Annotated in this window: 26 protein-coding genes and 6 pseudogenes; 13 read left to right on the plus strand and 19 right to left on the minus strand. The window is 68.6% G+C overall.

The genetic code is table 11. The annotated features are described in order from the left end of the window. Positions 1 to 35: 35 nt before the first annotated feature. Both ACFY16_RS27420 and ACFY16_RS27425 read left to right on the plus strand, forming a co-directional pair. On the plus strand, positions 36 to 368 hold the full coding sequence (locus ACFY16_RS27420; protein ID WP_390649851.1) for a non-heme iron oxygenase ferredoxin subunit: 333 nt from the start codon (positions 36 to 38) through the stop codon (positions 366 to 368). Further along, entirely contained in the window at positions 365 to 967 is a 603-nt protein-coding gene (locus ACFY16_RS27425) for a TetR/AcrR family transcriptional regulator (RefSeq protein WP_390649852.1), read from the plus strand. Before ACFY16_RS27420 ends, ACFY16_RS27425 begins: the two co-directional genes overlap by 4 nt. 113 nt (positions 968 to 1,080) lie before the next feature. Here the strand turns inward: ACFY16_RS27425 and ACFY16_RS27430 are convergent. The 3 genes and pseudogenes from ACFY16_RS27430 to ACFY16_RS27440 form a co-directional block, all read right to left on the minus strand. Further along, a pseudogene (locus ACFY16_RS27430) lies at positions 1,081 to 1,269 on the minus strand (CPCC family cysteine-rich protein); the annotation flags it as partial. Positions 1,270 to 1,343: 74 nt separating this feature from the next. Then, positions 1,344 to 1,982, minus strand: a complete 639-nt coding sequence (locus ACFY16_RS27435; RefSeq protein WP_390649853.1) for a hypothetical protein — start codon at positions 1,980 to 1,982, stop codon at positions 1,344 to 1,346. Further along, positions 1,979 to 2,725 (minus strand): YqjF family protein, encoded by a 747-nt coding sequence (locus tag ACFY16_RS27440; RefSeq protein ID WP_390649854.1) that lies wholly within the window; start codon positions 2,723 to 2,725, stop codon positions 1,979 to 1,981. Before ACFY16_RS27440 ends, ACFY16_RS27435 begins: the two co-directional genes overlap by 4 nt. A 395-nt stretch (positions 2,726 to 3,120) precedes the next feature. On the opposite strand from ACFY16_RS27440, the pseudogene ACFY16_RS27445 reads away from it, so the two are divergent. Both ACFY16_RS27445 and ACFY16_RS27450 read left to right on the plus strand, forming a co-directional pair. Beyond that, positions 3,121 to 4,001 (plus strand): annotated as a pseudogene (locus ACFY16_RS27445) (hypothetical protein). Between the two features lie 455 nt (positions 4,002 to 4,456). After that, a complete protein-coding gene (locus tag ACFY16_RS27450) occupies positions 4,457 to 4,855 on the plus strand; it encodes a VOC family protein (protein ID WP_390649855.1) in 399 nt (132 codons plus the stop codon). A gap of 305 nt (positions 4,856 to 5,160) precedes the next feature. On the opposite strand, the gene ACFY16_RS27455 is transcribed toward ACFY16_RS27450, so the two are convergent. From ACFY16_RS27455 to ACFY16_RS27470, 4 genes are all read right to left on the minus strand, one after another. Next, entirely contained in the window at positions 5,161 to 5,526 is a 366-nt protein-coding gene (locus ACFY16_RS27455) for a peptidoglycan-binding protein (protein ID WP_390649856.1), read from the minus strand. A 135-nt stretch (positions 5,527 to 5,661) separates the two neighbouring features. After that, complete coding sequence (locus ACFY16_RS27460) at positions 5,662 to 5,907, minus strand: hypothetical protein (RefSeq protein WP_390649857.1); 246 nt, start codon at positions 5,905 to 5,907, stop codon at positions 5,662 to 5,664. Positions 5,908 to 6,101: 194 nt separating this feature from the next. After that, positions 6,102 to 6,323 (minus strand): helix-turn-helix domain-containing protein, encoded by a 222-nt coding sequence (locus ACFY16_RS27465; RefSeq protein ID WP_390649858.1) that lies wholly within the window; start codon positions 6,321 to 6,323, stop codon positions 6,102 to 6,104. Beyond that, positions 6,323 to 6,808, minus strand: a complete 486-nt coding sequence (locus tag ACFY16_RS27470) for a DUF2975 domain-containing protein (protein ID WP_390649859.1) — start codon at positions 6,806 to 6,808, stop codon at positions 6,323 to 6,325. The genes ACFY16_RS27465 and ACFY16_RS27470 overlap by 1 nt, the downstream gene beginning before the upstream one ends. Before the next feature lie 578 nt (positions 6,809 to 7,386). Between ACFY16_RS27470 and ACFY16_RS27475 the strand changes: the two genes are divergently transcribed. After that, entirely contained in the window at positions 7,387 to 7,986 is a 600-nt protein-coding gene (locus ACFY16_RS27475) for an HD domain-containing protein (RefSeq protein ID WP_390649860.1), read from the plus strand. Positions 7,987 to 8,303: 317 nt separating this feature from the next. Here the strand turns inward: ACFY16_RS27475 and ACFY16_RS27480 are convergent. Continuing rightward, positions 8,304 to 8,519 (minus strand): annotated as a pseudogene (locus ACFY16_RS27480) (FadR/GntR family transcriptional regulator); the annotation flags it as partial. A 159-nt stretch (positions 8,520 to 8,678) separates the two neighbouring features. Between ACFY16_RS27480 and ACFY16_RS27485 the strand changes: the two are divergent. Beyond that, complete coding sequence (locus ACFY16_RS27485; RefSeq protein ID WP_390649861.1) at positions 8,679 to 9,185, plus strand: hypothetical protein; 507 nt, start codon at positions 8,679 to 8,681, stop codon at positions 9,183 to 9,185. A 281-nt stretch (positions 9,186 to 9,466) separates the two neighbouring features. Here ACFY16_RS27485 and ACFY16_RS27490 read toward each other — a convergent pair whose 3' ends face one another. The 6 genes and pseudogenes from ACFY16_RS27490 to ACFY16_RS27515 all read right to left on the minus strand — a co-directional run bounded on the left by ACFY16_RS27490 (position 9,467) and on the right by ACFY16_RS27515 (position 13,987). Continuing rightward, positions 9,467 to 9,667 carry a hypothetical protein gene (locus tag ACFY16_RS27490; RefSeq protein ID WP_390649862.1) on the minus strand — a complete coding sequence of 67 codons (201 nt, stop codon included), beginning with the start codon at positions 9,665 to 9,667 and terminating at the stop codon, positions 9,467 to 9,469. 258 nt (positions 9,668 to 9,925) lie between these two features. Next, a pseudogene (locus ACFY16_RS27495) lies at positions 9,926 to 10,970 on the minus strand (LLM class flavin-dependent oxidoreductase). 62 nt (positions 10,971 to 11,032) lie between these two features. Next, the gene (locus ACFY16_RS27500; protein WP_390649863.1) at positions 11,033 to 11,671 is read right to left on the minus strand and encodes an NAD(P)-dependent oxidoreductase; all 639 of its coding nucleotides are present in this window, start codon (positions 11,669 to 11,671) and stop codon (positions 11,033 to 11,035) included. A gap of 317 nt (positions 11,672 to 11,988) precedes the next feature. Next, positions 11,989 to 12,240, minus strand: coding sequence for a hypothetical protein (locus tag ACFY16_RS27505; protein WP_390649864.1), 252 nt, complete (start codon positions 12,238 to 12,240; stop codon positions 11,989 to 11,991). Between the two features lie 82 nt (positions 12,241 to 12,322). Continuing rightward, on the minus strand, positions 12,323 to 13,003 hold the full coding sequence (locus ACFY16_RS27510) for an SDR family NAD(P)-dependent oxidoreductase (RefSeq protein ID WP_390649865.1): 681 nt from the start codon (positions 13,001 to 13,003) through the stop codon (positions 12,323 to 12,325). Between the two features lie 45 nt (positions 13,004 to 13,048). After that, complete coding sequence (locus ACFY16_RS27515; RefSeq protein ID WP_390649866.1) at positions 13,049 to 13,987, minus strand: NADP-dependent oxidoreductase; 939 nt, start codon at positions 13,985 to 13,987, stop codon at positions 13,049 to 13,051. 237 nt (positions 13,988 to 14,224) lie between these two features. Between ACFY16_RS27515 and ACFY16_RS27520 the strand changes: the two genes are divergently transcribed. The 3 genes and pseudogenes from ACFY16_RS27520 to ACFY16_RS27530 all read left to right on the plus strand — a co-directional run bounded on the left by ACFY16_RS27520 (position 14,225) and on the right by ACFY16_RS27530 (position 16,148). Beyond that, complete coding sequence (locus ACFY16_RS27520; RefSeq protein WP_390649867.1) at positions 14,225 to 14,776, plus strand: TetR/AcrR family transcriptional regulator; 552 nt, start codon at positions 14,225 to 14,227, stop codon at positions 14,774 to 14,776. A 248-nt stretch (positions 14,777 to 15,024) separates the two neighbouring features. After that, positions 15,025 to 15,400, plus strand: a pseudogene (locus ACFY16_RS27525) (aldehyde dehydrogenase family protein). A gap of 49 nt (positions 15,401 to 15,449) precedes the next feature. Continuing rightward, positions 15,450 to 16,148: a TetR/AcrR family transcriptional regulator gene (locus ACFY16_RS27530; RefSeq protein ID WP_390649868.1), complete on the plus strand. Its 699-nt coding sequence runs from the start codon at positions 15,450 to 15,452 to the stop codon at positions 16,146 to 16,148. Positions 16,149 to 16,193: 45 nt separating this feature from the next. Here ACFY16_RS27530 and ACFY16_RS27535 read toward each other — a convergent pair. The 3 genes and pseudogenes from ACFY16_RS27535 to ACFY16_RS27545 form a co-directional block, all read right to left on the minus strand. Continuing rightward, a pseudogene (locus ACFY16_RS27535) lies at positions 16,194 to 16,526 on the minus strand (winged-helix domain-containing protein); the annotation flags it as partial. A gap of 354 nt (positions 16,527 to 16,880) precedes the next feature. Further along, entirely contained in the window at positions 16,881 to 18,278 is a 1,398-nt protein-coding gene (gene dctA / locus ACFY16_RS27540; RefSeq protein WP_390649869.1) for a C4-dicarboxylate transporter DctA, read from the minus strand. Then, on the minus strand, positions 18,275 to 19,393 hold the full coding sequence (locus ACFY16_RS27545; protein ID WP_390649870.1) for a PrpF domain-containing protein: 1,119 nt from the start codon (positions 19,391 to 19,393) through the stop codon (positions 18,275 to 18,277). The genes dctA and ACFY16_RS27545 overlap by 4 nt, the downstream gene beginning before the upstream one ends. Before the next feature lie 146 nt (positions 19,394 to 19,539). On the opposite strand from ACFY16_RS27545, the gene ACFY16_RS27550 reads away from it, so the two are divergent. Continuing rightward, the gene (locus ACFY16_RS27550) at positions 19,540 to 20,445 is read left to right on the plus strand and encodes a LysR family transcriptional regulator (RefSeq protein WP_390649871.1); all 906 of its coding nucleotides are present in this window, start codon (positions 19,540 to 19,542) and stop codon (positions 20,443 to 20,445) included. 628 nt (positions 20,446 to 21,073) lie between these two features. Here ACFY16_RS27550 and ACFY16_RS27555 read toward each other — a convergent pair. Next, on the minus strand, positions 21,074 to 23,680 hold the full coding sequence (locus tag ACFY16_RS27555) for a DUF6185 family protein (protein ID WP_390649872.1): 2,607 nt from the start codon (positions 23,678 to 23,680) through the stop codon (positions 21,074 to 21,076). Between the two features lie 263 nt (positions 23,681 to 23,943). Here ACFY16_RS27555 and ACFY16_RS27560 point away from each other — a divergent pair, with 263 nt between their 5' ends. Then, the gene (locus tag ACFY16_RS27560) at positions 23,944 to 24,204 is read left to right on the plus strand and encodes a type ISP restriction/modification enzyme (protein WP_390649873.1); all 261 of its coding nucleotides are present in this window, start codon (positions 23,944 to 23,946) and stop codon (positions 24,202 to 24,204) included. Positions 24,205 to 24,469: 265 nt separating this feature from the next. On the opposite strand, the gene ACFY16_RS27565 is transcribed toward ACFY16_RS27560, so the two are convergent. Next, positions 24,470 to 25,096: an SMI1/KNR4 family protein gene (locus ACFY16_RS27565; protein WP_390649874.1), complete on the minus strand. Its 627-nt coding sequence runs from the start codon at positions 25,094 to 25,096 to the stop codon at positions 24,470 to 24,472. A gap of 273 nt (positions 25,097 to 25,369) precedes the next feature. Between ACFY16_RS27565 and ACFY16_RS27570 the strand changes: the two genes are divergently transcribed. Beyond that, positions 25,370 to 25,654, plus strand: coding sequence for a transposase family protein (locus ACFY16_RS27570; RefSeq protein WP_390649935.1), 285 nt, complete (start codon positions 25,370 to 25,372; stop codon positions 25,652 to 25,654). Between the two features lie 9 nt (positions 25,655 to 25,663). Beyond that, a complete protein-coding gene (locus tag ACFY16_RS27575; RefSeq protein ID WP_390649875.1) occupies positions 25,664 to 26,083 on the plus strand; it encodes a hypothetical protein in 420 nt (139 codons plus the stop codon). The last annotated feature ends 164 nt before the right edge of the window (positions 26,084 to 26,247 follow it).

The raw sequence follows: 26,247 nt of genomic DNA on the forward strand, positions 1-26,247 counted from the left end.
CGAACCCCCGACCCTGGACGTATCCGAGGAGTTCGATGTCCATCAGCGGTTACACCTACCTCTGCCGGTTCGACGTACTGGAGGAGGGCGTTCCGCGACGGTTCGAGGTCGAGGGCGTGCCCGTCTCCCTGGTCCTGACCGGGGATGAGCTCTTCGCGATCCACGACGTGTGCTCGCACAGTGCCGTCTCGCTCTCCGAGGGCGAGGTAGACGGGTGCACGGTCGAGTGCTGGCTGCACGGCTCCCGCTTCGACCTGCGCAGCGGAAAACCCCTCGACCCGCCGGCCTCGCGGCCCGTCCCGGTGTATCCGGTGCGGATCGAGGACGGTTGCGTATACGTCGATGCCGTACCGCGGAGTCATGGATGACCGAGCCTTCGGGCGATCTCACGGGGGAGCGTGCGGACGCCGTCCGCAACCGTGCCCGGCTGTTGGAGGCGGCTGCCTGGCTGGTGGCCGAGCGGGGCGCCGAGCACGTGACGATGCACCAGGTCGCGCAGATCGCCGGCGTGGGCAAGGGCACGCTCTTCCGCCGGTTCGGTGACCGCAACGGACTCCTGCTGGCTTTGCTGGACGACGTCGAGGCGGAGTTCTACGAGGCGTACACCCTGGGTCCACCACCGCTGGGACCGGGGGTACCGGCGAAGGACCGGCTGACCGCGTTTGGTTGCGCTCTGATCGAGAGGGTCGCCGACCAGACGGACCTGGGCCCGGCACTGGGCCGCCAGGTTCCCAGCGAACGCCGCCAGGCCTCGCACTACGGCCGGGCCTTCCGCCGGCACGTCCAGTCGCTCCTGCGGGAGGCGGGAGTCGTGGGCGACCACGCCCTGCTCACCCATGCCCTGCTCGCCTTCGTCGACCTGGAGACCCTGGACCACTTGCGGACCGACGACCAGGTCACCACCGCACGCCTGAAGAGCGCCTGGGCGGATCTGGTACGGCGGGTGACCGGCGCCGACGAACGATGAACGTCCGGCACCGTTCTCACGTGAGGAACACGCGCACGGCGTTCGTCCTGGTGACGCTCAGCCTGCCTGCGTGTCGTCCGTGAGCGTGGCGGTGTCCTTGGCCGGCGGGCCACTCGGAGGCCGAGGCCGCAGTTCGGGCCGCCCCGGATCGCGTCCGTGCCGTGCTCGTCCTGGCCGTCGTCCTCCCAGAAACAGACACGGCAGATCTCGTACGCTCCGCGTTCGGCGAGGGTGATGAAGCCACAGCAGGGACAGGCGATACGGTCCGTCCTCAGCCCTTCCCTGAAGTGCCGCCCACGGATTCCCGCGCTGTCGTCCTACCCAAGGCTTCTCCCCTCATCCGGACGGCCCGCCCGGACCCCCGGGTTGGCATCCCTCACTCGGGTCCCAGAGCCACCGTCGTCGTGACTCGGGTGAGCGCGGGTTTCCTCGGCACCGAACCGAAGCCGAAGCGCACGGGAGGTTCGACGGGCGCCGTCACGCCCAGATCGACGCCTTCGAAGAACGCCGAGACGAGGCGGATCGGCCGTAGGTCCCGAGCGCCGTACCACTCGCGGCGGCCCGCACGGGCACTTCCACGGGTCCGCACTCCGGGCAGCACCCACCGGGCCGGCCGGTCCGTGAGCACGCTCCACGCCGTACGGCGGGCGAGCGCCCCGGGCACGGCGCGCAGCAGCAGGCCCAGAGGCCCGCACCGCGCGGTGACGAAGCGCAACTCGAGTGAGCCCGCCGTCACGCTCCACGTGTGGGCCGCGACGCCGACCCGCACCGGCACGACGCGCACGGAGTCGAAGACGTACGTGGCGCCGATGAAGTCCGCCGTCTCCCGCGTGGGGGCCAGCAGCAGCCGCTCCCCGTCGGCCCGCTCCAGCATCACGTCGCTGAACGCGCCGAACGGTGACCGCTGCCAGTGGCCGAGCACGACGCGGGTCCCGGAGGAGGTGCCCAGGCCCGCGATCCAGCCCTCGAAGCGCAGCCTGCGGGGGCGCGCGACCGAGGTACCACCTCGCTTCATCGGCCGGGTCCCGCCGGAGCGGACCCGCACAGCGACCCGCTCTCAGGAAGCGGCGGCCGTCGGCGGGCAGGAAGTGAGGCTCCCAGCCGCACATTCCTGACTCCTTCCGAGAAGTGCACGACGGGCTCGCCGGAGGGGGCCGGAAGGCCCGCCGAGGCGGTGAGCGTCTCCTCCAGCACCTCGACGCCGGCGCTGGCCAGCGACCATGGTTCGTGCTCCACGGGCGTCTCCCAGAGCATGCCGAGCCGACGCGTGTACGCCCGCCAGCGCGAGATCAGCCATACGTCCCGCTCCGTCGGCCGCTCGATGGGGACGCCGGGGCGCACGACCAGACGGTAGGAGGCTCCGCCCGCCCCTCTCCGCCCGGAGTAGACGAGGGTCTCCTCCCGCCTGGTGACGTCGAGGGCGCCGGCGTGGCACGGCGCGCCGATCCCTCGCGCCGCCAGCATCAGTGGCCAGGCGACCTCCAGGGAGAAGAACCACAGCCCGTCCCGGCCGCTCGGGTGCCGCACATAGGTCCTCAGGTTGGTCTCCGGGAACGTGGGCAGCCCGCGCGTCCCGGCCGGTACGCCGGGCAGGCGTACGTCCGCCATCACGAACGGCGTGAGCCCCACCCAGGCCGCGCCCCGGTACTCGTCCACGACCAGAGGCTCGGGCACCAGCGCCTGGACCGCCTCCACCGGGAACGACCAGTGGACGAACGTCTGCGTCAGCCAGCCCGCCCGCAGCGCTGGCAGCCTCACCCGCTGTTCCGCACCGTACGCCACCACGCACCGCGAGTCCCCTCGCCCAGCCGGTGGAAACGCAGCGTGCGAGCACTGGGCCCACAGGACCCGCCCCGCGGCTGGGTTACTTGCTTCAGCGCCCGCCGGCCCGCTCGGCGTGGGGCCTTGCGCGGCCTTGCGCCCGAACGGCGGACATGTGCGGCCGTCCGGGCGTGTGCGGTGGCCGGGACCTCTGGAGAGCTGAAACCTGACTGCGGTGCCCTGGCACCGGCATGCACTACGGCGTCGGCGGTCCTGACCGGGCGCGAGCTGGATGTCGTGGAGTCGGGATGGACCGAGTGGCATGAGGGCGGGCCGGAGGTGTGGAGACGCTGAACGCGCGCAAAGGCCGCCGGGGCGGCGGAGGGCACGACGTGGAGGCCTTTCTCGACGAGCTCTACATCACGCCGCCGTCCGACTTCGTCGCACGCCGGGAGACGCTGGCCGCCGCCGCGAAAACAGCCGGCCGGGTGGACGATGCCCGCCGGTTGCATGCCGCCCGCCGTCCCACCCTCGCCGCCTGGGCGGCGAACCTCCTGCTGCGCTCCCAGCCGGAGGAAAGCCGGCAGTTCCTGGAACTGGGACGGGCGCTGCGCGAGGCCTACCACGCCCTGGACGCCGACGGACTCAAAGATCTCTCCGCGCAGCGCCGCCGTGTCGTCACCGCCCTGTCACGGCAGGCCGCCCAGCTCGCCCGCGATGCCGGGCACCGGCTCTCGGCGTCGGCCCAGCAGGACCTCGAAGCGACCCTGCGCGCCGTGCTCGCCGATCCGGACGCAGCCGACCAGTGGGCGGCGGCCGCCTGGTCAACGCCCTCACCCCGCCATTGGAATTCCGCCCCGGTACCCCACCCGCGGCTGAGCGGCCAGGCACCCGGGGACACCCGGCGCCCCCGCCCGGGGCGCGGGCCTCCAAGGACGAACTCGCCGAGCGGCGCCGCCCCCGCCAGCAGCTTGCCCAGGCGAAGGAGGCAGCCGAGGCGGCCGAGCAGCGCCTTCGTGAAGAGCGCGCACGGCAAGCGGACGTCGACGCCGAGCTGCAGCGGGCGCGCGAACGCACTGAGCAGGCCCGCCGACGGATGTCCGCCGCCGAGGAGTAAATGCAGCAGGCGCGCGAGGAGTACCAGCAAGCCGACAACGAGGAGCAGGAGGCCGAGGAACACAGCCGATCCGCCGCCGACGCCCTCGCCCAGGCGGAGCGGGAGGCACGCGAGACGGCGCAGCACGTACACCGCATGACCGCAGCCACCACCTAGGCAGCACCGGATCAGCAGAGCGCAACGCCCGCCCTTCCCCCACGGCCTCCACCTGCTGCTCTTCACGCCGGCGCCGGGCGCGCGCCTGCTTCAGGAGTGACACCGCGGGCAGCAGGCGCCCCTGCCGGGCGCGCCACCAGCAGCAGGCACAGGAGTGAACGGTCAATGCCGCGCCCATGACCTGGAGACCGACCGAGCCGATGCTCGCTGCGGTCTTGAAGAGCCCCGACCGCCGCAGCGGTGGGCGGCTGAGCCGGTGGGACGGTTCCGGGCGGAGATCTCCGCGGAGGCAGGGCGAGTGGAACGTCGGATTTGCCGCATGACAGCGCCCGGGATCACTCGGTACAACGGATGGTGGCGGCTGGCGGTGTCCGTGGGGCCGGTGTCACAGGCAGGTCTTAGCCTCGTCCTCGAAAGACTGAAGCCTGTACCTGGAGGGCAGCACCATGGCCTCGATGCCACAGAAGATCACTACGTTCCTCATGTTCGAGGGCAGGGCGGAGGAGGCGCTGACCTTCTACATGTCGCTGTTCGAGGACGCCGAGGTCGTCGAAATCTCCCGCTACGGCGCCGACGGCCCAGGCGAGGCGGGCACGGTCCAGCGCGCCACGTTCTCGCTCGCCGGACAGCGGTTCATGTGCATCGACAGCTACGTCAAGCACGCCTTCGGGTTCACCCCGGCGGTGTCGCTGTTCGTCGAGTGCGACACCGAGGCCGAGCTCGACCGCCTCTATGGTGCCCTCGCTGAACAGGGCACGGAGCTCATGCCGCTGGGCTCGTACGGCTTCAGCGCCAAATTCGGCTGGGTGAACGACCGCTTCGGCGTCTCCTGGCAGCTGAACCTGCAGAAGTGACCAAGTGGTACGGCGCAAAATCCGAAACGGAAGACCGTAAGCGGCTGTCATTCCATAGGTACTCGCGTGACGTCCGTTTCATGATCATGCGAGTCCGAGGAGGGCGAGCGGTCGGCCGGCGTCGCGGGCCTTGTGCCGGAGGCCGGCGGCGAGGCTGCTATTCCGGCGAGGTGGCGCTGATGGCGAGATTGCGTCAGCCCAGGACGGCCCCAGGGCGGCGGCGTTCGTGCGTCGCCTGTTGACACAGGGCTCTCACCAGGCTCGCGATGTGCTCGCTCGTCCGGGACGGGCTGGTCATCGGTTGCTCAGGATGGATAGGGGTCGTAGCAGTCCAGGGCCGGGTGGTAAAGCACTTGCCAGGTGCGGCCCTCGATGACGCCGCTTGGCGGCAGTCCGTGGCAGCCCTGGATCCACTCGATCTTCTTCAGCATGACCGAGTCGAAGGCCCCGTCGAGGGCGAGCTTGGGCGGCTGGCCTCCCCACGCGTTGCTCAGGCATTGCGCCTGCTTGACCGCCGCGCCGTTGTCACCGTACGTAAGCGTGGGCCGAGACGTCGGTGAGAGGTAGGAACACTGATCGGGTACCGCTGCGGCGACATCTGGCACTGCCAGGCCCAGTGCTGCGGCCGTACACAGCGCCGCGCCCAAGGTGACCAGTCTGCGCTGTCTCATGCCGCTCCTTCCGGTCCGGCCACTCGCTGGAGCGGCCCGGCGTCTGGGGGCGGTTAGCACGCTTCATTATCCCCACGGTCAACAACGCCCGCGAGTTGCGAGCGTTACGGCCGCGGCAACGGCGTCAACCAACGTCTACGCACACGCTGCGTCATCACCTGCCGAGCCCGCGGACACCTCCGCACCGCCTAAATTCGAAGACCCATCAAACTGCCGTCGATCGTCAAGAACATCTTCGGCCTCTCCGGGCGCATGATGCACGATGCGCTGGTCGCCGGAGTACGAGATCCGCAGCAACTCGCGGAGCTCGCCCAGGGCAAGGCGAAGGCCAAGCGGGAAGCCCTCGTCCTGGCATTGACCGGCCAGTTCGACGAGCACCATGCCTATCTGCTGAACATGCGCAGGTCGCGATCGTCGACAGGGACAGTGTGGTGCAGGTCGACCGGAATCTACCCAACGAGGTCGGGACGGTGCTGCGGGTGATCGGCGATCCATGTCCATGCGGTCCACGTGCGCCACGTGCCCGTGTCACGGGCCGGTGGTGTCAGGCGTTTTCACGCTCGCTCCAGGGCACGTCATCCGCTGGCGGCGTCCTCGGCCTCCCAGCGCAGCAGGTCGCCCGGCTGGCACTTGAGCACCTCGCAGAGCGCGGCGAGCGTCGCGAAGCGTACCGCCTTGGCGCGGCCGTTCTTGAGTACCGCCAGGTTGGCGGGCGTGATCCCCACCCGGTCCGCGAGTTCGCCCACGGACATCTTCCGCCTGGCCAGCATCACGTCGATGTCGACGACGATGGGCATCAGATCACCTCGTCCAACTCGGCCTGCATCTGCGCCGCTTCGACGTCGCGCGCGACGGCCTGGGCGAGCAGCATCCGCAGCACGAGCACGATGAGCGCGACCCCCAGGATGGCCACGCCAACCCCGCCCATGATGACGGTGACGCCCGGGTCGTCCCGCTGGCCCGGCGCATTGATGGCCGTGACCGCGAACCACAACAGGGCAGCCGCCACGATCGCGCCGATCACGCCGTCCACGTACCGGAAGGCGGCGTGGGAGAACACGGTTCCGCGTCGCGCCATCGTCACCAGCCGCCCTACGCAGACCAGGGCGACCTGGACCGACACCATGCCCAGGATCGTGATCACACGCAGCGGGGTCAGCGGAAGCGACCCGTCCTCCGGGTCGGTGGCCAACGCCCACACCATCCCTACCTGTACGAACACGGTCCCGGCGAGCACCACCACGAGCACGGCGCGCAGCGCACGCACTGTCAGCTTTCCCACGACCCATCCTTCCATCGAGTTACGATGGAAATCTATCGAAATTCGATAGGGGAAACAAGGGCTGGGACGGAGGGTGGGCGGCGGTTTCGCACCGTGACGGGACGCCGCCGCCTCTCACGGCATGGTGGTTGCGCTAACCGGCTTGGTCTTGCCGAAGTCGGCCCCGCTTGAGCACAAACTGAGCAGTGGTCCGGCGACAGCCCCCGACTACCCCGACCACGACGCCGTTTCGGCCACGGCCCCGACCATGGTGGTCAGCCTGCTGCTGACTCGCCAACCACCACTGCCTTGCTACGAGGCGAGGGTAATGTCCGATGTCCCTGGATGCGGGATCCCGACTCTGCCTCGCGGCCGTGCGGCATGGCGAGTACGTCTTGGGTGGCTGACACTCAAACGAGTCTCTATGGATGTCCCGGCATGCCGAGACCGAGTGGGAGGAGCTACCGCCGCCATGGTGTGCCCCTCCTGTCGCATGGCACAAAGATGGCGAAAGATGTCACCCGTGCCACGGTCAAGGGTGGCATTGAGGCCCTTAATCTGCACATATGACCTTCTCACTTGATCTGCCTACCGGCCCCTTGGCCGAGGCCATCCTCGCGACCGTGCGTGCCTCGGAGACCCCTTCGATGTTCAATCACAGCGTGCGGAGTTTCTTCTTCGCCCAGCTGTTGGCTGAGCACGAGGGATGCCTGGAGGACGCCGCCTACGACCGTGACCTGCTGTTCGCTTCCTCCGTCCTGCACGACTTGGGCACGGGCAGCCTGGCGAAGGGCGAAGCCCGCTTCGAGGTGGAAGGCGCGGACCTGGCGGCGGACCTGTTGCGAGAGCACAGGGTTCCCGAGGCGGACATCGACCGCGTGTGGGAGGCGATCGCCTTGCACACATCTATCGGTATCGTCGAACGCCGCGGTTTGTTGTGCTACCTCACCGGCGTGGGCGCGGCCATCGACTTCGGTCCCAGGGCGGAGATCGTCTCCGGGTGGGAGAAGCAGATCGATGCCGCCTATCCCCGCCTCGGTATGGTCCGCTCGGTCGTTGATGCGATCGTGGAGCGGGCGGCCCGGTCAGCCGCCGCGGCCCCCATCGGTTCCATCGGCGGCGAACTGCTGCGCGAACGAAGCGCCAAGGGCGTGACCAGCCTGGAGTTGGCCGCACCTTCTTCCCCTTGGGGGGAGTAGTCGCCGTGCCTACGTGCCGAGATCTCGGCGCCCAGCAGGACGGGTCTGAGATTGACCTCTGGGAGAACCGGGACGCCACCTTGGCTACCCGGATGGGGGGATTGCGCGGCGGTCCCTCTTGCGGCGGCGCCCTGCGTGGGCGACTGCGTCGATGAGCTCTTCCCGGCTCAACTTGGAGCGGCCGGTGATGTTCTGCTCGGTGGCCCGCTGGTACAGCTCCGCCTTGCTCAGCTGCCGTAGCTCGCTCTTGCCTGAACTGCGCCGGCTGCGGGCTGTGGCCGATGCGCGGGCTGTCTTCGGCGGCGCCTTCGTGGCGGCGATCCGTCGCCCTGCCGGGCCTCAAGCATGCCGGTGTGCACCAACGCCCGTACGGCCCCGCGGACCGTGTTGCGTCCCACCCCCAGCTGCTCCACCAGCGCAGGCTTCGACGGGATCCGGGAGTCCAGCGGCCACTCGCCACTGGCGATCAGATCCTCGACCTGCTCGATGACGACGTCCACGAGATTCGTCCGCGCAGCGCTGCGCAACGGCAGGGCCCTGGCTCCCTTCCTGGCAACGCCTCGACGCCAACAGACATGTGGTCATCGCACGTTTGGACGCAGGCCATGTGTGACCCGGACATGGCCGAGGAGATATGACGTGTTCATGGTTAATTCACGTGGACATCTTCTCCGTCCTCAATCCTCGCGATCATGAAATCCCTGAAGGCCCTGCGCCTGACCCTGCCCGTGGGGCTCGCCGCCCTCATGCTCACTGCGGCGGGCTCGATGTCCACCGCGTCGGCAGCCACCCATTGGGTGTACAGGAACGCCTATGAGAACAACTGCCTCACCGCGTCGACCGTGACCGACAACGTCTGGTCGGGCCCTTGCAACGAGGGGCCGGGCACCTACTGGTACTGGGGCAGCGAGTCGACCACCGACTACTTCGGAGTGACCTTCCACCGACTGGTGAGCTTGGCCACCGGCGACTGCCTCACCACAGATGCCAAGACCGACACGAACGCCGTGTGGATGAGCCCCTGCGGAAGCGCCCCCAACCAGTGGTGGAACGGCGACGGCAACAACCTTGAGACCGACTCCGTGTGGGGGGGAAATTACCTGCGCACCTCGGCCAACGGTGATGCCGTCTATACCACTCCCTACACCCAGGCCGGCATCGAGCCCGCACGGTGGACCTGGTACGGCACGCACAACTGACGCCGGCCGCCCCACGGCGTGACGGAGGCCCTCACTCCCCAGGGAGCGAGGGCCCTTTCCCTTCACCGCATGCCCCAACCGCCTGTAGACGCCGGGAGTCCCCATGGCTGAAGACTCCAGAGGGCCAACACCGGGCCCCATCGAGCACTCCCACCGTGCCGGGGAAGGAGCGGACGCACCAGGCCATCAGACCGGCCCCGTCCGCGAGGTACACCTCGCACAGCACCCGCCCCCGTTCGGCCAGTCATGCCGTGACATCACCCGGGCCTCCCGCCACAGCGTCAGAATCCTGCGGGATGTGTGGCGGGAGCCGTGCAGCTGTCCAGGTCGCAGCCGCCTGAGTCGTTTCCGGTGATCTGGATGGTCGGGTGGGTCTCATCCCAAGCCGTACGCAGCGTGTCGAGGAGACGGTCGGTCTGCTGCGCTCCGGTGATGGCGTACTGCTGGTCGATCACGAGGAACGGTGCGCCGGTGGCGTCCATGCGTTGCGCTTGCCGGAGTTCGTCCTGGACCTTCTGCTGTAGTAGCCCTGGGTGAGCACGCTGTGTGTCTTGCCTTGCTCCAGCCCGATCTCGCCGGCGAGTGGGAGTAGGTCGGTGAGGGTGAAGATGGGGCGGGCCCGTCCGAAGTAGGCGCGGCGCGGAAGATGGCGTGCCAGGCGGTCCGGTTCTCATTTGGGGGTGCGGCGTGGCTGCCGTTGCAACGTTGCGGGGTCCCGGCCGCGTCGCAGGGTGTCGGGTTCAGGCCGGGTCGCCAGGCAGGGCAACTTCCTTGCGGATGGTGGGGGCGACTTCGGTGGCCAGGAGTTCGATGCACTCGTTCACCATGCCGGGCGGCATACCGCCGAAGTCGATCTGTCCCATGAAGCGGTCGATGCCGAGGAGTTCGCGTTCGGTGAGGATCTTGTCGATGACTTCCTGAGGGCTGCCGGTCATCAGCGCGCCGGAGGGGCCGGCGACGGCCTCGAACTGGTCGGGGCTGATCAGCCAGCCGCGTCCGCCGGGGGTCTTGGGGCGCAGGTACTCGCGGTAGTAGGGGTAGAGGTCGCGGCGGGCGTCCTGGGAGGTCTTGCCGACGTAGAAGTGGCTGGTGACGCCCAGGCGGAGTGCCTGGGGGGTGTGGCCTGCGGCCTGGCCGAGGCCGCGGTAGTGGTCGGTGAGGACGCGGGCGCGGCGGATGTCGCCGCCGATGAGGCCGAGAACCATGGGCAGGCCGAGGCGGGCGGCGCGTTCGGCGCTGGCGGGGGTGCCGCCGACTCCGAGCCACAGCGGCAGCTTGTCCTGCTGGGGGCGGGGCGGGGAGGTGGTTGAGGGCGGGGCGGTGGCGGCCGTTCCAGGTGACGTGTTCGTTGTCGCGGATGGCGAGCAGGAGGTCGAGTTTCTCGGCGAAGACGGCGTCGTAGTGGGCGGGGTCGATGCCGAAGAGGGTGAAGGCTTCGATGAAGGCGCTGCGTCCGGCGATGATCTCGGCGCGTCCGTTGCTGAGGTGGTCGAGGGAGGCGAAGTCCTGGTGGAGGCGGACGGGGTCGAGGGTGGACAGGACGGAGACGGCGCTGGTGAGGCGGATGTTGGTGGTGGCCTGGGCGGTGGCGGCCAGGGGGATGGCGGGGTTGGCGACGGAGAAGTCGGGGCTGTGGTGTTCGCCGAGGCCGAAGACGTCGAGGCCGGCCTGGTCGGCGGCGATGGCGTAGGAGACGATCTCGCGGGTGCGGCGGGCCGGGTCGTGGAGGCGGCCGGTGGTGGGGTCGGTCTGCAGGTCGGACAGGGACAGGATGCCGAGTTCCACGGCAGGCTCCTCGAAGTGTTTCGGAGCGGTGCCGGCCGGTGGGGCCGGCAGAGCGGGCTGGGTCAGTTGCTGATGGCGGGCATGGCCCGCTGGTAGCGGGTGTCGGTGAGCTGGGAGACGAGGAACGCGGCGATGTCGGCGCGGCTCATGGCGGAGCCGACTTTGTCGTGGCCGAGGAAGCCGGAGCGGATGCGGCCGGTGGCCGGCTTGTTCGTCGGGTTGGTGATGCGGGCGATCGTGTAGTCGAGGTCGGAGCTGGTGACTGCCTCAGTCATGCCCTTCAGTTCGGCCAGCGCGTCGGGGAACATCAGCCTGGCCATGACGGGCAGCACCTTGTGCTTCCAGTGGGGCTTGTCGCGCGGGTCGGCGAGCGACGGCGTGGCCAGGCCGATGAGCCGGGACACCTTCTGCTCGCGCATGACGTCGACGACGGTGCGGGTGCCGTCAGCGAGCTGAGTTCCGGTCGCGGACCGCTTCAGCGAGGGGCCGAGCGCGCTGATGACCGCGTTCGCGCCGGTGACGGCCTGCTGGATGGCATCGCGGTCGGACAGCTGCCCGGTGACGATGGTGAGGCGGGGGTGGGTGAAGGCGAGTTTGTCGGGGCTGCGCACGAGGGCGGTGACCTGGTGGCCGTCGTCCAGGATCAGCTGGACGAGGAGGCGGCCGATGGCGCCGGTCGCGCCGAAGACGGTGACGTTCATCAAGGGGTTCCTTGCGGGGGGAGTCAGGGGCCGGACGGTGGGGGGTCCAGCCGTCGGCGACGAACTTGTGGCCCCAGGCTTCGGAGGCGGAGGGGCTGCTGTGCACGAAGTCGTAGGACAGAAGGAGTTCGCCGCTGGCGATCCGAACTCGATGTCGAAGCCGCTGGGAGAGCGCATGTCGAAGAAGATGAAGAACTCGGACATTTGCCGTCCCAGGGTGTCGGTGACGGGCACATCGTTGCGTTCCTGCACGAGGTCCCAGACGTGGCCGACGTCGTCCAAGCGGGTGGACTTGATCGCGATGTGCTGCACGCCCTTCAGGTCAGGAACCCGACGTAGCTCAGGCAGTGGGAGCGGGGGGAGCTACCGGAGAACTGCAGGCCCGACACGCTGCCGTCTGGGGTGGTGGCCGTCCAGCGGCCGAACGGCTCCAGCCCGAGCACGTCGGTGGTGAACGCCTCCAGTTCCTCGGTGACCTCCGGGACGACGAACAGGACATGCCCCACGCCGTCCGTGCCGTTGACGAGCGAACCGGCCGTCGGCTTGCCCGGCCGGAACGCGACGTTCACGGCACGAAATCCTTCAGGTCTGTATGCGAGAAAAGGGGGCGGGGAAAGGCGCTGGACAGCCGCCCCTCCCCGGGTGGCGGAGTCAGCCGGTGAAGACGGCCTCGGCGCGGTCGCGGTTTTCGTGCAGGTCCCAGTACAGGGGGGCGATCTGCTCGGGCGTGGCCGTGGGGATGCCCTCGGGGCCGCCCTCACCGATCCACACGCCGATCGCCACGTGGGCGGCGTGAACGCCGCTCCCGTTCAGCTCCTTGTTCAGGTTGATGACCCAGTTGCGCAGGGCCGCTGCGGCGGCGTTGACGTTGCCCATCATGGGATTGGGGTTCACCGAGCCGCCGCCGGTGGTGAACAGCAACGTCCCGGCGCCGGCCTCGCGCATCGCGGGCAGTACCGCGTGGGCGGCGGCGACGGCACCGTAGAAGGTGTACTCGATCTGCGGCTGCAGGTTCTCGACCGTCACCTCGGTGGGGACGGCCATGGTGAAGCCGGGCACCGGGGAGTGCGGGGCCGGGGAGTACTCCAGTACGTCGATGTTGCCGAAGCGGGCCTTCACGGCGTCCAGGGCGGCGGTCAGGGAGGGCCGGTCCATAACGTCGGCGGCGAAGCCTTCGGCGGTGATGCCCTCGGAGCCGAGCTGCTCGGCCAGGGCGTCGAGCTTGTCCTTGCTGCGGGAGATCAGCGCGACATTGAAGCCGCGGCTGCCGAAGGTACGGGCGATGGCCAGGCCCATGCCGGGGCCGGCGCCGATGATGGCGATGGTGGACACGATGAGAACTCTTTCCAAGCGGTGCAGGTGAGGCAGCGGGGTGGGTCAGGAGCAGGTGACGGCGATCTTGCCGAGCGCGCCGGCGCCGAACGCGGCGAACGCCTGGTCGGCCTGCTGAAGCGGGTAAGTGGCGGTGACCGGCACGCGCAGCGCGCCGGAGGCGGCCTGACCGGCCAGCGTGGCCAGGGTCTGGGCGTTCGCGTCGGCCATGATCGAGTGGACGGTGACGGCCTCGCCCTCGACGGCGGCCTTCGTCAGGCCGAGGGTGGAGGCGATCCGCCCACCGGGCCGCAGCAGGCCCGCAAGCGCCACGCCATCGCCCGCCAGGTGCACGATTGCGTCCACGCCCTCGGGCGCGAGAGCACGGACCTGCGCGGCAAGGTCACCGGTGAAGTCCACGATGGAGACGTCGGCGTCGGTCAGGCCGGTGATGAAGTCGGCCTCGGCGCCAGGGCGGGCGGTGGCCATCACTCGGGCGCCGCGGGCGGCGGCCAACTGGACGGCCAGCGCCCCGACCCCGCCGGTGGCGCCCGAGATGAGTACGGTCTCGCCCCCGGCCACGTCCAGCGCGGCAATGCTGTCGAAGGCCGCGGTCCCGGCCAGACCCAGCGCGCCGGCGTCCTTCACGTCCAGGCCCTCGGGGACATGGGCGACGCCGTAGGCGGCGGACACGGTCACGTACTCGGCCAGCGACCCGGTGCCCAGGAACGGCTTCATCACCACGCCGAAGACCGCGTCGCCGACCGCGAAGCCCTCCACGCCCTCACCGAGCGCCTCGACGGTGCCCGCGAAGTCCTTGCCGACCACCAGCGGGAACCGGTGCTCCATCATCCCCTGCAGGTAGCCGGCCGCCGTCGCGGCGTCGAAGCCGTTCACCGATGACACCGCCACCTTCACCAGCAGTTCCCCCGCCTCCGGGCGGGGAGCGTCGACCTCGGCCACGGCCGGAGCCGCGGGGACCTCGTTCAGTGCCACAGCGCGCATGACAACACCTCTCATTAACTGGAACGGCCTTCCCGGTTCCAGGTGCCCAGCGTAACAACAGAATTGGGCCGCTTGTTCCAGTTCGGTAGGGTGATGTCATGACCCGCATCGCAGCCCCCGACGAAAACCCTGGTCGCACGCCCGAGGCAGGGCTGCGCGCCGACGCCGAACGTAATCGCGACCGCATCCTCGCGGCCGCCCGCCCGCCTGTTCTCCACCGAAGGGCTCGGTGTCTCCATGGCCTCCGTCGCGCGCGAGGCCGGCGTCGGCAAAGCCACCCTCTCCCGCCGCTTCGCCACCCGCGACGACCTCGTCAACGCAGTTTTCGCCGACCGTATGGACGCCTACGTCGACGCCGTAGCCACCGCCCTGGCCGACGACGACCCCTGGCACGGCTTCACCGGCTACATCCACGCCATCTGCGCCATGCAGGCCGCCGACCGCGGCTTCGCCGACGTCCTGACCATGACCTTCCCCGCCGCCAAAGCGCTCGAAGCCCGCCGCGCCGAGGCGTTCAACGGGATGCTCGAACTCATCGCCCGCGCCAAGGAAACCGGACATCTGCGCGACGACTTCATCTCGCAGGACGTCGTCATCCTGCTCATGGCCAACGCCGGCGTCATCAACGCCGCAGGCGACGCAGCACCCGACACCTGGCGCCGCTTGGCCGCCCACATGCTCCGCTCCTACGCCACCCCCGACGCACCCATGCCCCCGCTGCCGGACGCCCCCGCCCCCGCCGCCCTCTACCGCGCCATGGTCCGCCTCACCCGGCCCGGCCCCGCCTGACCCTGGCCGGGCAGGAAGGTCCGGCTCTCGCTGTCCGCAGCATTACGGCCACGCAAGCCCGGAGTTGTGGTCGGCGACGTTGGGCGGATACCCCCCTGACCAGGCCCGCGGCGCGTCCGACGCCGAGATAGTGGCGCTGCTGCGCAGGCATCCAGACGTCGCCGACGTTGCCGTCGCCTCGATGCCTGACACCTGACGGGGGTGCACAGCCACGGCGAGGGTGGTGGCACGGCCTGGGCGTGCGGTAGATGTGCTCGGTGGACCGGGTGCCGACCACCTACCCGTTCTTCACCAGCCCGTCCAAGGCAGGTCCCGCTCTCGCGGCAGGCTGCACCGTCGTACTCAAGCCTGCCCCCTCAACGCCGCTGTCCGCACTGCTGCTGGCCGAGGCCGCTGAGGATGCGGGGCTTCCGCCTCAATGTCGTTCCCACAGGTGATGTCGAGGCCGGACAACGGCTCACGGGACACCCCGGGGTCGATGTCGTCAGCTTGACCGGATCGGTGCCCGTCGGGGCGGCCTTGGCGATCGCGGCCAGCGGAACGACAGGCTCGGCGACGGCGAAGTCCGGGCTGTGGTGCTCGCCGAGACCGAAGACGTCCAAGCCACTTGGTCGGCGGCGATAGCGGAGCAGTCAAAAATGGAAAGGGTAATCCGATTGCTAGACTGGCTGGTATGAGCCCTGATGCCCAGCACTCCGAAGACCGCGTCGCCCAGCCCCTACGGAGCGACGCCGAGCGGAACCGGGGGCGGATCCTCGCCGCCGCACGCCGGGTGTTCGCCCGCGACGGACTGGGCGCCTCCATGGCGTCCGTGGCCCGCGAGGCCGGCGTGGGGATCGCCACCATCTTCCGCCACTTCCCCACCAAGGAAGGGCTCGTCGCCGCCGTGTTCGCCGACCGCATGGACGCCTACGCCGACGCGGTCGTCGTCGCTCTCGAAGACCCCGACCCCTGGCACGGTTTCACCGTCTACATCGAGACCGCCTGTGCGATGCAGGCTGCGGACCAGGGCTTCGCCGACGTGTTGACCACGAATTTCCCCACTGCCAAGGCCATGGAGGAGCGCCGCAACGAGGCCATCGCGGGCATGGTGCGGCTCATCGACCGTGCCAAGGCGACGGGTCGTCTGCGTGAGGATTTCGACACCTCTGATCTGGTGCTGCTGCACATGGCCAACGCCGGTGTCGTCAGCGCCTGCGGCGATTCCGCTCCCGACGCCTGGCGACGCGTCGTGGCCTTGTTCATCCAGTCCCTCGAAGGCCCGGCCCGCGGTCCTCTGCCCGCCTCCCCTGACCACGACGCCCTCCACAAGGCCATGCGCCGCACCGGCCCGGCTGGGCTCACCACGCCGGAACCGGACACGACCAGTTGACCCCCGGGGCGGTGCCGGCGTGCCTGGGCGGGGGGCTGCGGCAGCACGTCGAAGAAAGCCCCGCTCGGCCAGTCGGTTCAGCTTCGAGCGCACCGCCTCCGAGCGGGCCGGCTCTTTGGACATCCTCAGCTCACCGCAGACCTGCTTGACCATGACCGACGTATCCGCCCGTCGCACCACGTCCATGATCCGCTGGTAGTCCTCTGGCAGTAGCGTCTCGTCGGTGTCGCGCTCGCGCTGCGGCACCAGCAGCACCGCGCGGCCCGCGACCTGGCCGGGCACCCCCGGGCGTCGTCCTCGTTTCGGCGTGCAGCTGCTCGGCCAGCCGACCCGCGACCCGCTCGGCGACGGTGAGTTCCTCGAGCTCGTCGCGCACATCTTGAAGCTGCTGGCTCAACTTCTCTGCCGGCAGCTCCAGTTCGACCCGGAGGGCCGTGATCAGTCCATGAAGGTCCGGCTCTGCATCCCTGGCCACCTGACGCACCTCCCGCCCGGATCGTACGGACAGGTACCTCGCTCGCGCCGGGGAATCCGTGGATCTCTGATCACCGAAACGGCAGACGATGGGGGAGTTCTGCGCGGCGTTCGCCGGACTTGATCAGCGGTTGGAAGACTAGGTATACGGGAAGGTCAGACGGTCCTGATCAGGCCGGACGGCGAGTATGACGTCCTGTTGAGACGTAGGCGGGGCGGCCCGGAGCGTCTGCTCCGGGCCGCCCCGCCCGTGCGACGTCAGCGTGCGGCGGGGACGGGGTCGTGGGTTGGTGCGGGTGTCTCCTTCGGATCGGGCTCGGCTGTCACCGCAGAAGGAGCGGGGGCAGGGGTATAGGGAATCTCGCCGCGCAGGACGGCCTTGGCGCGGTCCTCGTCCAGCTCGCCCTCCCAGCGGGCGACGGCCAGGGTGGCGACGCCGTTGCCGACCAGACTGGTCAGGGCGCGGGCTTCGGACATGAACCGGTCGACGCCGAAGATCAGCGCGAGGGCGGCGACCGGGACGTGTGGGACAGCGCTGAGAGTGGCGGCCAAGGCGATGAAACCGGAGCCGGTGACGCCTGCGGCTCCCTTGGAGGTGAGGAGCATGACGGCGAGCATGGCCAGCTGCTGGGTGAGGCTGAGGTGGATGCCGAGGGCCTGGGCGAGGAAGACCGAGCCCATGGTCAGGTAGATGGCGGTGCCGTCGAGGTTGAAGGAGTACCCGGCGGGCAGCGTGATGCCGACGACCGGTTTCGAGGCGCCCACGTGCTGGAGCTTGGCCATCATCCGCGGCAGGACGGGCTCGGTGGAGGAGGTGCCCAGGACGATCAGCAGTTCTTCCTTGATGTAGCGCAGGAAGGGCAGAAGTCGCAGTCCGTTCAGGCGCATCACGGTCCCGAGGACGACCAGGACGAAGAGGAGGGCGGTCAGCCAGAACGAGCCGACCAGCAGGGCCAGGTGGCGCAGGGTGCCCAGGCCGTAGTTGCCGATGGTGAAAGCCATCGAGCCGAACGCGCCGATGGGAGCCAGCCGCATGATCCAGCGGATGAGCGTGAACAGAACCGTGGAGAACTTCTCGACGCCTCGGGCGATGCCCAGACCGGCCTCCCCGCTGGCGTGCAGGCCGAAGCCGAACAGCACCGACACCAGCAGCACTGGCAGGATCTCGTTGCCGGTCAGGGCGCTGACCAGGGTGGCCGGGATGATGGCGAGGAGGAACTCGGCGAAACCCTCGTGGGTCGTGGTCGCCTCCGGCGGCAGGCCCTTGGTGGACAGGGTCGAGACGTCGATGTGCAGACCGCTGCCCGGCTTGACGACGTTGACGACGACCAGGCCGACCATCATGGCCACGGTGGTCAGCACCTCGAAGTAGACCAGAGCCTTCAGGCTCACGCGGCCGACCGCGCGGGCGTTGCCCATGGAGGCGATGCCGTGGACGACCGTGCAGAAGATGATCGGCGCGATGAACATCTTCACCAACGCGATGAAGCCGTCGCCGAGCGGTTTGAGGTCAGCGCCGGCGGACGGCCACAGCCCGCCCATGGCGGCGCCGAGGAGGACGGCGATCAGGCACTGGATGTAGAGGTGGGACAGCATCCGGCGGATGCGGCCCGGTGATGCAATGACGGTACCCGGGGCGGCGTCGTTGCGGCTCATGCGGGGCGTCCTTCCAGGACGGGAACGAGGAGTTCGGCTCGGGCGATACGCCGGGCGGCGCGGTGCAACAGCACCGTGGAGGAAGCGCCGTCCGGTGCGGGGACGGCTCGGGTGGCGATCACGCCGGCGGGGGTGCCCAGGCGCAGCGTGCCGTCGACGGTCTGCCGGGCGACGCGGTGGGCGAGGGTGCCAGGCGTGGCGGCGGCCGTGGCCAGGGCCACGGCGGAGGTCAGGCCGATCGCCGGGTGCGGGGCGTGCATGGAGACCATGCGCACGGCCAGGTCGTACTCGTCCTGGTTGACGAGTATGCCCTGGGTGGTGCGATAGAGCGCGGGTCGGGCGACAACGCCCACTTTCGGCACCGCGTGGCTGACCGGATCGCCCTCGCGGGCCAGGCCCATGGCCAGCGCTGCCTGGCGGCGCAGCAGTGCCAGCGCGGGCACTGCGGTGGCGAACGCGGTGAGGGATTCCGTGCCGTCGAGGCCGAACGCCTTGGCCTCGAACAGTGCGGTCGGCGCGCCGGCGTCCACCAGGGATGCCTCGACGGGACCGTCCGGGCCGGTCAGCTCGTCCAGGGCCCGGCCGGTGGGCAGAGCGCGGCCGGTCGTCGAGCCCGCCGGGTCCTGAAACCCGAGCAGAACCGGCACGCCCGGCGCTGAGGTACCCGGCACCACGGCCGTGCCCTCCTCCGGGGCCACTCCCGCGGGGGTCGGGATCCTGGCGGTGAGGCGGGCCCCGGTGTTGACGTTGAGCATGCGGACGGTGGTGGTGTCCGGTGCGATGGGCACGAGATCGTGGTGGACGGCGTACAGGGCCACGGCGGTGGCGCAGTTGCCGCAGTTGCTGGCCCACTCCACGCGCTCGTCGCCGATTCCGACCTGCGCGAAGGCGTACTCGACATCCACGCCGGGTTGGGTCGACGCCTGTACGACGGCGGCCTTGGATGTGGTGGAGGAGGCGCCGCCCACGCCGTCGATCTGGCGGGGATCGGCGGCGTTGAAGGCGGCGAGCAGCAGGGCATCGACGTCCACGCCCGTGGCGGCCACGTCGCGGTGGTCGAAGATCCAGCACTTGCTGGTTCCTCCGCGGATCATCTCGCCCTGCAGACGCAGCACAACCGACTCCTCACAGCCAGGGAAGGGGAAATCCACCGACGGTCTCGCCGTGCGTGGTGTCCTCCACGGTGGGTTACGGCAGCGTGAAGTACAATCTCGGAAATCTGCATGGCTATTAAGCTCAAGTGAACGCTGGAGGTGACGGCATGCTCGACGTTCGGCGCATCCTGCTGTTCACGGAGGTCGCCCGGCGCGGCTCGGTGACCGCGACAGCCCGCGCCCTGAACTACACCCCGTCAGCGGTATCGCAGCAGATCAGCCGCCTGGAAACGGAGGCAGGACAGCCCCTGCTGGAACGCCACGCCCGGGGCGTCACCCTCACCGACGCCGGACGGGCGCTGGCCGAACGAGGGCACCGGATCGAACGCGAACTGCAGGCCGCGGAAAACGAACTCGCCGACTACGCCGGTCTGCGTGCGGGCACCCTGCGCATCGGCACCTTCCCTACCGTCGGCGCCTCGCTCCTCCCGCAGGCCGTGATCGCCTTCCGGGACGCCCACCCCGACGTACGGCTGACCGTCCGCAGCGCCCGCATCGCCGGGCTCTGGACCATGCTGGAGAACCGGGAGATCGAGATGTCGCTGATGTGGGACTACGACTGGAGCCGAATCGACCGGGAGGACATCGTCGTCACCCCACTCCTCGATGACCCGCCGGCCCTTCTCGTCAGCGACCACCATCCACTCGCAGGCCGCGACGCCGCCTCACTCGCCGACTTCGCACACGACCCCTGGATCACCCGCGCCGACCATCACCCGGTGGCCGAAGCCCTCGTCCGCGGCTGCCGCGCCGTCGGCTTCGAGCCCCACATCGCCTACGAGGCCCACGACTACCAAGAAGCCCAGGCCATGGTCGCCGCCGGCATCGGCGTCGCCCTCGCCCCCACCCTGGCCCTGGAGGGTATCCGACCCGGCGTCCACGTCCTGCCCCTCCAGCCGCCGGCCCCCATCCGCCGCATCCTCCTGGTTCGCATGGCCGACCACTCGCTCACCCCCGCCGCCCTGACCTTCGCCGGACTCCTCCGCGACGCCGCTGCGGCCCGAACCCTCTGACACCGAACCACGCCCATCGGTCATGGAACCGTCGCGCTCACGCCGCCAATCCAGGCCCTGAGCTTCGGTGTTGGACGTGGGCAACGGGCGACGGCAAGCAACCCTGGCCATACGTTGGGTTCGTAATCCGGAAGGAGCACGGGGTCCGAGGTGGGCGTGGCGTCGGCTCCGGCGGTGACAGGCCGAGGGCATGGTCGATGTCTTCCACTTCGGGGTGATGGCAGTGGGCGGTTTCGCCTGGTCAGCGGATCCGGGGCAGCGCCCCGTCCGGGGGTGCGGCTTTCACGTACTTGACGGCGATCTCGAGGTGGCCCACCAGAAGAACTGGCGCATCCTCACAAAGCTCCGCCCGCACGTCCGTCACGTCACCACGCTCCTGCGCACCCCGCTCGTACTGACCAACATCGAGATCGCGCTGACAGACGATCTAGACGCCAGACAATCGCCCCCGACCAGCGCGAGTACACAACCCACCACACACACCAGCCCCGTGACCAGCGAATTCAAGATGGTAGATCCTCATTGCCGACAGGGCGTTGTGGGGGATGCCGGGGCGGTGAACGAGACGACCCCAAGGGACAAGGACGTTAACGGGGGCCGCCGCCGGGCGAACGTCGAGGGGGACCGGTCACTGCCGCGGCTGCGACATGCCGCCGGACAATTGCCGCCAGAGCAGCACGGCAGCCGTCACCTGGGTGAGGAGATAGGCGACCTGCGTGGAGACGCCCCGCATCTGATAGATCGACAAGAGTAGGCCGTAGCGCGTGGGCCAGAACAGCCTCTCCTCGCTGAAGGTCGCCATGTCCATCCACATGCTCGTGAGCGTGAGGACGATGAGCAGGAGCAGGACGTTCAGGAACGCGTAGCCGATTCCTGCGTCCTTGATACTGGCGGCCCAGGCGCCCAGCGAGACGGGAATGGCATAGGCGACGGTCAGGCTCAGGGCGCGCACGGGACTGCGGTGCCCGGGCAGGAGGCGCCACAACGCCCCGAGAACGAAGCCGGCACCTGTCCATGCCACCTGGAAGGTGATGAACTTCACCACGATCTCTGGAATTCCGATGGGGTCATGGAGCGTGACGAACCACTTGTCGTAATCCTTGACATTGTTGAGCCAGACGAGCGCCCCACTGAACGGAATGCCGAACCAGAAAGCCAAGCGCGCGGCGTACAACGCGTTGTCCCACCAGTGGTATTCCGGCCCCCACCCCATGGCGATGTCCATCACCGAAACCTGGTTGCCGAGCGGAGAGCCGCCAGAAACGTCGATCAGTGACTGGCGCTGCACTCTCAGGTCGTTTTCCAGCTCTTTCCGGGTAGCGCCCTCTGCGTGTCCGTGGTCCACCCCGTACAGTCGTTGGTGCAGGTCACGGTACTCGCGGGCTTTCTGTAGCAGTGCACCGCGGCGGTCCGTGGTGCTCAGCCAGTGAGCGCAGAACGTCTCTCCTGCCTGACGCAGCACGGACCTTCGCCGGCCCACGGCAAGGACCAGATACAACGAGAGGATGTTCAAGGCGAGCCACAGGCCGTAAAGCACAATGAAGTTCGCAAATGCTACGTGCCTGAGCCCCAGGACAAGGGAGAACACGGCGGCCGTGAGCAGGAGTTCGAGCCCGGTCGGCCCCAGGGACATCTGCCCCTCTTGACTGGCGAGGCGGTCCTTCTCCTCCTTGACGCGAAAGTGCATCAGAGCGAGGAATGCGAGACCTGTTAGCACCCACGTGTAGGCGTAGAGCCACGTGATGCCCGTTTGCGGGAATTCTACCAGGAATTTGTAGGTATCGGAGTTCGATTGCTCCATGAGCCAACGCACGCGTTTCTGCTGGTGTTTGTTTGCCTCCCAGAAGCTGAAGGTCATGGCCGCAGCAAGCAGCAACAGCAAGGCTCCGACGACTGTGAGGCAGCGGGCCGGCGCGCTGTTCCAGGTGCGGGTCCAGGATTTGGGTACCAGTTCTCCCTCCTGGAGGAAGCGCCATGCCCACGCCGCAATCGCGGCCAGCCACAGCCACAGCGTCACCAACCCCAGAACTGCGAGCCCGACCAAGCCGGGCACGGTCGACGGCGGTTTCGGGCTTAACTCTGCAGCCAGGCCGAAGAACGGAATCCAGAGGACGAGCAGGCCCAGGGAGGCCGCCACTGAAGCAGTCCAGATGACAACCCGAGCCGGGCGACGGTTCCGGAGGGTTTCCGGACGGCCGGAATGGTCACCCGTGGTATGCGGGACGGCGGGTGACACCACCCGAGGCGATGGGCGGGCCACCAGGACCAGAACCAATGCCGCTGCAATGACGAGGTGGGCGCGCCACCATGGCGTAAGGCCTTTATCGAACACGTGCCACGTCAGCAGAAACAGCATCACGGCGACTGCCAAACTGAGCGCGGCCCACTGCAGAACGGCAATCGCGGGGCTCTCCCTGAAGGTGGTGCCTCCGCCGCCGACCCACCGCCTGAATCTCTGCACGGGTTGCCGGCGCGTCCCCGGCACAGGAGCCGGATAGGGCCGCAGAACGAGCAGTGTGACGGCTGCGATCAGCAACGCGACGCACGCCCACCACGATGCGGCGCCGAGCTTGCTCCGGGTCCCGACCTGGTTGTCCAGGGCTTCGGAGCGTTGCCAGGGGGGATTCACTTCGACCCGGACGTCCCGGGGCATCCGCTCGGACCACACCAGCTTCGTCTCGTCGGCGGATGACACCTGGGGGCGGATGTCTGTGGCACTGAGGCCGCCCAGTTGGATCTCGATGTGTTCCCACGGGATCTTCACCAGTGTTGTCGGCGGCTGGAGATCAAGCATCCAGTTCTTCTTCTTTTCGACGTCGATCCGCCAGGGGCCCAGCAGGACCGGTCCGTAGCTCTTGAGCCAGGCGATCGCCGTGTAGTCGACCGTGACCCGGTTCTTCTCGGCGGTTACAGAGGGCTCACTGAAGCGCCATTCGTCCCTGTGGAGTGCGGATCTGCCTGGTCCCCGCAGCAGGCAGCGCATCGCCGTCCGGTACCCCTTCGAGTCCTCACCGAGCATCAAGTCGCGGGCCAGGGGCCATTTGTCCGCCTCCACCACGATGGAAGTGTTCGCCGTTGCCTGGACGAGAGGCTGGTCATGTTCGGCGAACCGAATCTCCGCCTTGCTGACACGGGCGGCGAGTCGCGCGGCCTGGCAGTCGTCAGGTGCATTCCCCGCCGCCTCCGCCGGCCACGTAACGACGCACATCATCGCCACGATCACCAGCGACAGCACTCGCGGCCACCTTCGGACTGCCGCCGTCGCGTCCCCACTCTGTTCTGGCAATACGTACACAGCGCCCTCATCCGCATCGCACGGTCCGGATCAAAACGCCACAGAGGTAACGCATAAGAGGCCGCATGTCATGCGCAGACACAGCGGAATTCCGGTAGCCCACTCCGTCGGCCGCCACACGGATGTGCAGGAACGATTTGCAGGAACAAGGCGACTATTCGACGATGGAATCGAATGAGAATCGGACAGTTGACGGAAAAGTCATGACCGAGACGAGGGGATTCGGTCCCACGAGGCCGCTTCTCCGCTTGGAAGATGCCGAAGGTCCCTTCGATCAGCAGTGGATCATTCCGGACAACAGGGTCCTCGACAGATGCTCGCCGGAGCTGTGGGAGAACGGGGCCGAGGGTCAAATACACATCGTCGAGAAGTACTCCGGACGTTTGGGCGATGGCCTCGCCACGCAGTTCACCGTGCTGATGCCGGATATGGATCACTTCGCTGGCTGGGTGGTGGCAGGGTGATCCCCCTCTTGCAGAAGGATGGCACCCCGAATGTGGTTCCCGGTCTTCTCCAGCCACCTTCGTAACTCCCGCGGTGGTGTGTCTGTCATCGCCGAGGACCTGGCCGCGTACATCGCGAGAGGTTTGTGGACCCGGTGGCGAGGAGGCAGTCCCGGGGTGGTGGCGGCTGGTGACCAGGACGCGCGTTGCCCTGGCGGATTACCTGGCGAGCGTCATGCCCCGGTTTCCCCGGATTTGTCCGGTGGCAACGGGACCTCGCCGGTGGTCACCAGCACAGCAGATCCATGGACCTCCGGCCGAGCCAGTCCGCGAACGACACAGCTCGGCCGTCCAGGTTCAGCGGAAGGATCCGGTCGCAGGTGGCCCGGGCGTCAAACCACATCGTGCCCCGGTGTGGGCCAGTGACAATGAGCAGCGTGGAGAACCCGCAGCCGTTCTCCTGGATGAACACAGCGCCGGATGTCTTGCGCTCCTGGAGCACCTCGTACTCGGCATCCCAGCTCTTCCACGCTGCCTGGTAGGTGTCGAGGTCCGGGAAGTTCTCCTCCAGCGGCTCGCGGTCGTCCAGCTCCTCTTCGTAACCTCGGTAGGAGTCGGGATGTGGAAAGGCAGTGGTGAGCAAGTCGTAGTTGGTGCTGGAGTCGCCGTGCCAGCCCCAGCCCGCCGCACTTGGGCGCAGGCGGCGCACTGCACCGCCCGCGCTCTGCCGGAGCAGATAGTCCCGGTACTCGTCCGGAAACGTGATCCCCAGCCCCGCCTCCGCTGCGCGGACCTCCTCTTCGGACAGCGGCGGCGACTGAGGCGCATTCCGGCTGGATGGCGGGAGGCTGGGCTCACCGTAGCGTCGTCCACGCGCCAGGCGCTCGGCCTCCGCTATCCAGTCGATCGTCATTCGCATGAGGGTAGACAGGATTGAGCCATCGTGCTGGGCCGTGACTTGACGACTGCCGCGTGGGTTCTTGAGGTGTGGAGATCAAGCAGGCCCGCAAGACCATGTCGCATCCTTCCTTCTGCGGTGTCTCACGCCAACACATCGGCGAGTTGATGAAGAACTCGCACCACGCTGGGAGACTGGGAGACACGCTGTGAGTCCGGGCGCCATGAGCGGCGCCGGGGTGCTCACCGACGGCAAAGCGGGGCCGGGCCGAGGCACGAACTGGTCTTTATCGACCGAGTGCTGGGGACCCTGGTCCACCTGCGTACCGGCCTGACCCGCCAGGCCCTGGCCGTGCTCTACGGGGTGGGCTCCCCCACCATCGGCCGGGCTATCGGCGAGATCCGCCCGCTGGCGGACCCGTGGATCTGCCGTATCCGAGCGTGGCCCGGGATCCGGCTGCGCACGGTGGAGGATGTGTTCGCCTACGCCAAGTCCGGCGTGATCTTGCAGATCGACATTCACGGTGACCACTTCTTCTGTCATTTCTATGCGCGCGTCGTTGATATTTTCTAGAGTCGAGCCATGACGAACACTCCCTTCAGGGACACAGCCAAGGCGCTCGCTGAGCGCATGGACTACATCGCCATGCAGGTTGGCTGCGACAGGGCGCGCTCACACAGTTGGTGGCGCAACGTCGTGGAACACGGTCCCTGGAAGGGGCAGCAGGGGCGCACCGCGCCGCCGACACCCGACGAGTGGGCCGGGATCGCGAAGCTGTTCGGCACGACCGAAGACCAAGTGTGCGCGATGATCTCCGCCGATTGGTTCGGCGTTCAGCCTGGCGCCGAGGTCTCGGCACGTGTCATGAAGCTCGCGCCGTTGCTCGACGAACTGACCGAGAAGGAGGCTGAAGCCGTAGGCGTCATCGTCCGCAGCATGACATCGCCTCTGGCGCCCCGCGCCCCTCGCAGGGTGGTCAAAGTGCCGAGGAATCGCGATTGATGGGCACCGCACGGCTCCGTTCGCACGGTCGGCCCGGGGTCTCCCGCCCCGGCCGGGCGGACGCGAATCCACGCGGCGGCCCGAGGCCATACACATGGCAGTACAGAGGTCGCGCCTGTACCTCGTTCGCGTTGAACGCCGCCGCCTGGAAGGCCAAGCGGCCG

Source organism: Streptomyces sp. NPDC001315 (assembly GCF_042896175.1).
In the GTDB taxonomy this organism is placed as follows: Bacteria; Actinomycetota; Actinomycetes; order Streptomycetales; family Streptomycetaceae; genus Streptomyces.